Annotated in this window: 6 protein-coding genes; 3 read left to right on the forward strand and 3 right to left on the reverse strand. The window is 68.1% G+C overall.

The features are described from left to right. Positions 1 to 127 precede the first annotated feature (127 nt). Positions 128 to 682, reverse strand: coding sequence for a hypothetical protein (locus tag ACWEKM_RS45610; protein ID WP_451627209.1), 555 nt, complete (start codon positions 680 to 682; stop codon positions 128 to 130). 119 nt (positions 683 to 801) lie between these two features. After that, positions 802 to 1038, reverse strand: coding sequence for a hypothetical protein (locus ACWEKM_RS45615; protein WP_451627210.1), 237 nt, complete (start codon positions 1036 to 1038; stop codon positions 802 to 804). A gap of 198 nt (positions 1039 to 1236) precedes the next feature. Here ACWEKM_RS45615 and thyX point away from each other — a divergent pair, with 198 nt between their 5' ends. From thyX to ACWEKM_RS45630, 3 genes are all read left to right on the forward strand, one after another. Then, positions 1237 to 1977: an FAD-dependent thymidylate synthase gene (thyX, locus tag ACWEKM_RS45620; protein WP_451627211.1), complete on the forward strand. Its 741-nt coding sequence runs from the start codon at positions 1237 to 1239 to the stop codon at positions 1975 to 1977. Positions 1978 to 2173: 196 nt separating this feature from the next. Next, on the forward strand, positions 2174 to 3073 hold the full coding sequence (dapA, locus tag ACWEKM_RS45625) for a 4-hydroxy-tetrahydrodipicolinate synthase (protein ID WP_451627212.1): 900 nt from the start codon (positions 2174 to 2176) through the stop codon (positions 3071 to 3073). 143 nt (positions 3074 to 3216) lie between these two features. Then, on the forward strand, positions 3217 to 4902 hold the full coding sequence (locus ACWEKM_RS45630; RefSeq protein ID WP_451627213.1) for a ribonuclease J: 1686 nt from the start codon (positions 3217 to 3219) through the stop codon (positions 4900 to 4902). 78 nt (positions 4903 to 4980) lie between these two features. Here the strand turns inward: ACWEKM_RS45630 and ACWEKM_RS45635 are convergent. Then, a partial coding sequence (locus ACWEKM_RS45635) for a hypothetical protein (RefSeq protein WP_451627214.1) occupies positions 4981 to 5260 on the reverse strand: 280 nt, incomplete at its 5' end.

The raw sequence follows: 5260 nt of genomic DNA on the forward strand, positions 1-5260 counted from the left end.
TTTTGGTGGGGGGTTTGTTGTTCTTCGGCGGGTGGAGGATTGCGTGGTGGCGGGCCGCCCGCCGGGCGGCGATGTGGGGGGCGGCCGCGGCGCGCGCCGCGCCGCCCACCCCCACCCCGTGCGCCGCTCAACTCCGCCGGTACTCCGCCGCCCATGCCTCGATGGTGTCGGCCGCCCGGTCGAAGGCCGAGACCCGCGTCAGGAAGTCGAGGCCGTGCGTCGTCAGCAGCGACGCGGTGTCCTCGGCCGCACGGTCCTTGCGTACGAGGACCAGCGCCTGCCCCTGCACTGTGCGTGGCAGCCCGAGCCAGCGCACCGGCTGCTGCACCGTGCGCACCGCGACGACCCGCTTCCAGGGCACCGTGCGGGTGACGAGGAACTCCACATGGCGCAGGCCGCGCGCGCTGACCCACACGCCCGTGCGCAGCAGTCGCAGCGCTGCGCCGATGACGATCAGCGCGAGGGCGAACACCACCCCGGCGGAGGCCGGAGAGGCGGTCAGGGCGATGATGACGGCTCCGAACAGCACGAACGAGGCGAGCAGCAGCCACAGCGCGGCCACGCCCACCCGCCAGGGGCCGGGCCGGTAGGGGCGGCGCCAACGGGCGCGGTCGTCGAACGGCAACGCGATGTCGTCGGCTGTCTCGAAGGAGCGGTCGGCCGTCAGGAAGGGCAGGGGCACGGCTGGTCCTCACTCGTCCATGCATGGGGCTGTGCCCGGTGAGGCTATCCGCCGGGGTCACCGCTCACCACTCTTGGGGGTCCGTAAGGGGGAGGGCGCGCATGGGTAGGTGCCCCGGGTCAGCGCCCCTGCGATGCCTGCGACTGCGGTGTCGGTGCGGCCGTGGGCGTGGACAGCGCCGGTATTCCGAGGACGAGGGAGCCCACGAGCCCGGCCACGATGGTGAGCCCGAGCAGCCAGCGCCCGGCTATCTGACCGACGGAGGCACGCTGACGGGGCGGGGGAGCGACATTGCTACGGAACTTCTCGGCCTCGGTGAGGAAGGCGAACGGCACGGGTTCGCGCCGACGGGACATCGGGCGTGCATCTCCCTTCGGAACAGATCGGAACAGGCATCGGGATCGACCGGATGGCTCTCACTCGGACAGACGAGCGAGCGACGAGAAAGGTGCCCGGTTTCGCCAAATTTCATTGGGTCCCGATAGTGAACGCCCCGTTTGGCGGGTCGTAGAGTGGCGTCGCCTAGTGACGAGATGGGAAGGACCCGCCGCATCGTGACCTCCACCCCGGACGACGAGTTCAAGATCGAGCTGCGCAGCGATGTCACCGTCGAACTGGTCAGACACAGCGCAGCGGACTCCGACGTGCTGTTCGCGGCCCGTGTCTCGACCGCCGGGGAGCAGTCCCTGGACGAGCTCCACAAGGACCCCGAGCGCTCGAAGGGCCTGATCAACTTCCTCATGCGCGACCGGCACGGCAGCCCGTTCGAGCACAACTCGATGACGTTCTTCATCAGCGCCCCGATCTTCGTGTTCCGCGAGTTCATGCGGCACCGGGTGGGCTGGTCCTACAACGAGGAGTCCGGCCGCTACCGCGAGCTGCAGCCGGTGTTCTATGTGCCGGACACCTCACGCAAGCTGGTCCAGCAGGGGCGGCCGGGCAAGTACGTGTTCGTCGAGGGCTCCCCGGAGCAGCACGATCTGGTGGCGCACTCCATGGAGGAGTCGTACCGCCAGGCGTACCGGACCTACCAGCAGATGCTGGCCCAGGGGATCGCCCGCGAGGTGGCCCGGTCCGTGCTCCCGGTCGGCCTCTACTCCTCGATGTACGCCACCTGCAACGCCCGCTCGCTCATGCACTTCCTCGGCCTGCGCACCCAGCACGAACTGGCCAAGGTGCCGTCCTTCCCGCAGCGGGAGATCGAGATGGTCGGCGAGAAGATGGAGGCGGCCTGGGCCCAGCTCATGCCGCTCACCTACGCCGCCTTCAATGCCAACGGCCGCGTCGCCCCCTGACGAGACCGCACGCAGGTACGGATCAGCCTCGCGAAGTGTCCGTATTGCGGCATTTGGAGAAGTTCATCTAGCCTGATCAAACGGACCCGGCACTGCTTGAACCCCCGAGCAGGCAGTGCCGGGCTCCGCATTTGTCCGGACTTTCCCGGCCCCCCTAGGGCGGACCGCACAGTGAGCAGCGAGTAGCGTGTTACCCATGGCTCCGACCTCCACTCCGCAGACCCCCTTCGGGCGGGTCCTCACCGCCATGGTCACGCCCTTCACGGCGGACGGCGCACTCGACCTCGACGGCGCCCAGCGGCTCGCCACCCACCTCGTGGACGCAGGCAACGACGGCCTGATCGTCAACGGCACCACCGGCGAGTCCCCCACCACCAGCGACGCGGAGAAATCGGACCTCGTACGAGCCGTACTCGAGGCGGTCGGCGACCGCGCCCATGTCGTGGCCGGCGTCGGCACCAACGACACCCACCACAGCATCGAGCTGGCTCGCGCCGCGGAGAAGGCGGGCGCACACGGCCTCCTGGTCGTCACCCCGTACTACAACAAGCCCCCGCAGGAGGGCCTGTACCGGCACTTCAGCGCCGTAGCCGACGCCGCCGAGCTGCCGGTCATGCTGTACGACATCCCCGGCCGCAGCGGCGTCCCGATCAACACGGAGACCCTGGTCCGCCTCGCCGAGCACCCGAGGATCGTCGCCAACAAGGACGCCAAGGGAGACCTCGGCCGGGCCGGCTGGGCCATCGCCCGGTCCGGTCTCGCCTGGTACTCCGGCGACGACATGCTCAACCTGCCGCTGCTCTCCGTCGGCGCGGTCGGCTTCGTCTCGGTCGTCGGCCATGTGGTCACCCCGGACCTGCGCGCCCTGGTCGAAGCGTTCACCTCCGGCGACGTCCACAAGGCCACCGAGATCCACCAGAAGCTGCTCCCCGTCTACACCGGCATGTTCCGCACCCAGGGCGTCATGACGGTCAAGGCCGCGCTGGCCCTCCAGGGCCTGCCCGCCGGACCGCTGCGCGCACCCATGGTCGACTGCACGCCCGAGGAGATCGCCCAGCTCAAGATCGATCTTGCCGCCGGCGGGGTACAGCTCTAACACCAGACTTGGCACCACCAGGGCTTCACAACTGAATAGGCGGGCCACCGGTGCCCGCATCCACAACGACAACTGCTTCTGCACGAACGTCATGCGCGCCACGTGCCCCACCGGTACGTGGCGCGTGTGGTGAGGAGAGTCTTTTGAGTCATCCGCATCCTGAACTCGGCTCGCCCCCGCCGCTGCCCGAAGGCGGCCTGCGGGTCACCCCGCTCGGCGGTCTCGGCGAGATCGGCCGGAACATGACGGTCTTCGAATACGGCGGCCGCCTGCTGATCGTCGACTGCGGAGTGCTTTTCCCCGAGGAGGAGCAGCCCGGAATCGACCTGATCCTGCCGGACTTCACGTCGATCAGAGACCGCCTCGACGACATCGAGGGCATCGTCCTCACCCACGGTCACGAGGACCACATCGGCGGAGTGCCGTTCCTTCTCAGGGAGAAGCCGGACATCCCGCTGATCGGTTCCAAGCTCACCCTCGCCCTGATCGAGGCGAAGCTCCAGGAACACCGCATCCGCCCGTACACCCTCGAAGTCGCCGAGGGCGACCGCGAGCGCATCGGCCCCTTCGACTGCGCGTTCATCGCGGTCAACCACTCCATCCCGGACGCCCTCGCGGTCGCGATCCGCACCCCGGCCGGCATGGCGGTCCACACGGGCGACTTCAAGATGGACCAGCTGCCGCTGGACAACCGCCTCACGGATCTGCACGCGTTCGCGCGGCTGAGCGAGGAGGGCATCGACCTCCTCCTCACCGACTCCACCAACGCCGAGGTCCCCGGCTTCACCCCGCACGAGCGGGACATCTCCAATGTCCTGCGCCAGGTCTTCGCGAGCGCACGCAAGCGGATCATCGTGGCCAGCTTCGCCAGCCACGTCCACCGCATCCAGCAGATCCTGGACGCGGCCCACGAATACGGCCGCCGGGTCGCCTTCGTCGGCCGCTCGATGGTCCGCAACATGGGCATCGCCCGCGACCTCGGCTATCTGAAGGTCCCGCCCGGCCTGGTGGTGGACGTCAAGACGCTCGACGACCTGCCGGACGCCGAGGTGGTCCTGGTCTGCACGGGCTCCCAGGGCGAACCGATGGCCGCCCTGTCCCGGATGGCGAACCGGGACCACCAGATCCGTATCGTCGAGGGCGACACGGTCATCCTGGCCTCGTCCCTCATCCCGGGCAACGAGAACGCCGTCTACCGCGTGATCAACGGCCTGACCCGCTGGGGCGCCAACGTCGTCCACAAGGGCAACGCCAAGGTGCACGTCTCCGGCCACGCGTCCGCAGGCGAGCTGCTGTACTTCTACAACATCTGCCGCCCGAGGAACCTCATGCCGGTGCACGGCGAATGGCGCCACCTGCGGGCCAACGCCGAACTGGGCGCCCTCACCGGCGTCCCGCACGACCGGATCGTCATCGCGGAGGACGGCGTCGTCGTCGACCTTGTCGAGGGCAAGGCGAAGATCTCCGGCAAGGTCCAGGCCGGCTATGTGTACGTCGACGGCCTCTCGGTCGGCGACGTCGGCGAGCCCGCGCTCAAGGACCGCAAGATCCTCGGCGACGAGGGCATCATCTCCGTCTTCCTGGTGGTGGACTCGTCCACGGGCAAGATCACGGGCGGCCCGCACATCCAGGCCCGTGGCTCCGGCATCGAGGACGCCGCCTTCGCGGACGTCATCCCGAAGATCACGGAAGTGCTGGAGCGGTCGGCCCAGGACGGCGTCGTGGAACCCCACCAGCTGCAACAACTCATCCGCCGCACCCTGGGCAAGTGGGTCTCGGACACCTATCGACGCAGGCCGATGATCCTCCCCGTCGTCGTGGAGGTCTGACCCACGGACGCGACCTTGTCCGTGTGAACCCGGAGCGGGGTGCCTCGATTTGCGTCGAGGCACCCCGCTCCAGTACGTTTACGGCTCCGCCTCAGAGGGAAGCCCAGCCACTTCATATGCGTTGAGCCTTGCCCGATCGGGGCGGAAAATCCGACTCAGAATCTCTGATAAAGTCGGGTCTGCCGGAAAGGGAAACGCGAGAGCGAAAACCTGGAAAGCACCGAGGAAATCGGATCGAGAAAAGGTCTGATAGAGTCGGAAAAACCGAAGGGAAGCGCCCGGAGGAAAGCCCGAGAGGGTGAGTACGAAGGAAGCGTCCGTTCCTTGAGAACTCAACAGCGTGCCAAAAGTCAACGCC

Source organism: Streptomyces sp. NPDC004752 (genome assembly GCF_053601275.1).